2 protein-coding genes are annotated in these 2,580 nt (G+C 44.1%); both read left to right on the plus strand.

The genetic code is table 11. From position 1 onward, the window contains the following. The first annotated feature begins 300 nt into the window (after positions 1-300). Entirely contained in the window at positions 301-1,161 is an 861-nt protein-coding gene (locus J2Z34_RS17445) for a tyrosine-type recombinase/integrase (RefSeq protein ID WP_209461150.1), read from the plus strand. Next, positions 1,161-2,309 carry an IS91 family transposase gene (locus J2Z34_RS17450; protein WP_209461151.1) on the plus strand — a complete coding sequence of 383 codons (1,149 nt, stop codon included), beginning with the start codon at positions 1,161-1,163 and terminating at the stop codon, positions 2,307-2,309. The genes J2Z34_RS17445 and J2Z34_RS17450 overlap by 1 nt, the downstream gene beginning before the upstream one ends. Positions 2,310-2,580: the final 271 nt, after the last annotated feature.

Consider the following 2,580-nt stretch of genomic DNA (forward strand, 5'->3'; position numbering starts at 1 on the left):
ATTGTACAAAATCGCTACGCGATAGTTCCTTGTCTAAATTCTATACTTATGCCTCTTGAATTAACAGAGTATTTCTTCGCATGAAAAAAATAGTAGTTTAATCCTCTTTGTTGGTTTATTGTGGAATCACGACAAACTACAAATAACCTAAAGGAGGACAACTACTATTTGTACGCCTATGTTATCATATTCTATCCGATTCAACAATATAACCCTTGAAATTTTCAGCCGGCCGGCAAGGCCCCCTCCTCTTTAAGCGTTGCTGCACTATGCACCTCTTCGCTTTAAGGAGACACTATATTGGATAAACTCGTTTTAGAAAGCTACCTCTCACAACTGGACTATTACCTCGAACTCCGTGACCTTACAAAAAACACCAGGATTAACTATAAATCATTCCTGAAATCGTATCTTCTGTGGCTTGATACATTGGACATCAAGCCTCAAGATGCATCCTACAATGACATAAGAACTTATCTGCTGTTCCTTAAGAAGACAAAGAAGCTTTCTAACCACAGCATAAGGGCTCATTCTTCTCAAATTCGACTCTTCAGGCTGTTCATACTTAAGCAATCCTGGGACAGGTACGAAGTCCCAACCATGAGAATCAATCACTATATGCCTGAGGTCTTGACGTTGGATGAAGTCATGGAGTTCATTGGTTCAATCGAAGACCTTAGGCTCAAAGCCTGTGTCGCACTCCTTTACTCTTCCGGACTCAGGCTGTCCGAGGTCTGCCATCTTAGATACAAGGACATCAGCAGGAAGGATGGCCGCATTTTCATCAGTGCTTCAAAAAACAGGTCCGAAAGATACGCCACTTTATCCATCAATGCCCTGGAGATACTGACTGCGTACTGGAAAAGATATGGAAGGCCCATGGATTGGCTTTTCCCCAGCAATATAGAAACCCAACCTATATGCACCAGCAGAATCTCACTTCTACTCTCCCGCCATCTAAAATCCCTCAACTGGACCAAACATATTTCATCTCATACATTCCGTCATTCCTTCGCCACCCATCTCTATGAGAGCGGAGTTGACCTTCTTACCATACAGAAGCTGCTCGGCCACAAATCCTCAAGCAGCACTGCCATCTACATTCATCTATCAAGAACAGGTCCTTCCAATTTCAGGAATCCTTTCGATGGTGGATTATGATGTACAAGGTACAACAGGTCTTCAAACAGAGCTACGGCAGCTATATTGAAAAGTATGGTGAAAACCATGACTCGGACAAGGTGGCTCGGGCAATATTGGCTTGCAAGACATCTGCCATGGGTGGCAACATCACTACCTGCCAGGACTGCGGAGGAACCCACGTTCATTACAACTCCTGCAGAAACCGCCACTGCCCATGCTGCCAGTCCACGAACAAGGAAAAATGGATAGATTCACGGAAATCCGATGTCATAGACGCACCTTATTTCCATGCGGTGTTCACCGTACCGGAAGAACTCAATCCCTTAATCTATTCCAATAAAAGGTCTCTCTATAACCTGATGTATAGTGCCAGCTCGGAAACCCTGACCGAACTTGCCCGGGATGAAAAACATATGGGTGCAGATATCGGCTTCATAAGCATCCTTCACACCTGGGGCAGCAATCTTTCATTCCATCCCCATATACATGTCATTGTTCTTGGTGGTGGACTCAACAAGTCGCTTAGGTTCATAACCAGGGAAAAGAATTTCCTTTTCCCGGTCAAAGTTGTTTCCAGGCTCTTCAGAGGCAAGTTCCTTGCTGGCCTGAAAAGACTCCACATGGAAGGAACTCTGTCCTTACCCTTAGACATGCGAATGCTTCAATACCCTTCCGAGTTCAACAGCCTCCTTTCGGAAATGTATTCCAAGGAATGGGTACCACACATCAAGGAGACTTTCAAAGGTGCTGCCAACGTTATAGATTATCTCGGCAGATATACTCACAGGATCGCCATTAGCAATTCAAGGATACTTGATGTTGGACAGGAATCCGTTACCTTCAGAGTCAAAGATTACAAATCCGGTGCCAATACAACACTCACACTCAGCAACGAAGAATTCATCAGAAGATTCCTCATGCATGTTCTTCCTAAAGGATTCGTGAAAATCAGGCATTACGGTCTTCTCAGCAACAGGACAAAGCGTAAGAAACTTGATTTAGTAAGGGTGCTTGTAGGAGGGCAAAGGTTCGAACCAATCTACAAGGACCTATCTGGACTTCAGATATTAAAGAAGCTGTATGGTATAGATCCAGACTTATGCCGGCATTGCGGAAGCTCCAAAATCCTGCGCAAAGGTCTGGATAGGTTCAAGAAACTTGAATGACCACATGCACCAATATTTTAAAAAGCTCCACTCCCGTGGGGCTGCGAAGCATGCCCGAAATTCCGAATACCGTAAAAATTCACCGGCCTTGCTTAGAAGTAGTACCTCTTTTGTCTTGTTCACGAGGCTATGGGAATGATTGAATCCCCATAGGTCCATGTCTTTCCCGCGATTTTGTACAATCGGAAAAATTGCATTCGGGTCATCAATGCTTTCCTGCATCTGATGGCCATTCTTTTCCCCTCAACGATTCTTTCCTAATAAATTATAT

It is taken from the genome of Youngiibacter multivorans (genome assembly GCF_017873395.1).
Taxonomy (GTDB): Bacteria; Bacillota; Clostridia; order Clostridiales; family Clostridiaceae; genus Youngiibacter; species Youngiibacter multivorans.

What these genes read in the sequence shown, in the direction of transcription:
- J2Z34_RS17450 (WP_209461151.1), top strand. Translation starts at nt 1,161, where the DNA reads ATGTACAAGGTACAACAGGTCTTCAAACAGAGCTACGGCAGCTATATT.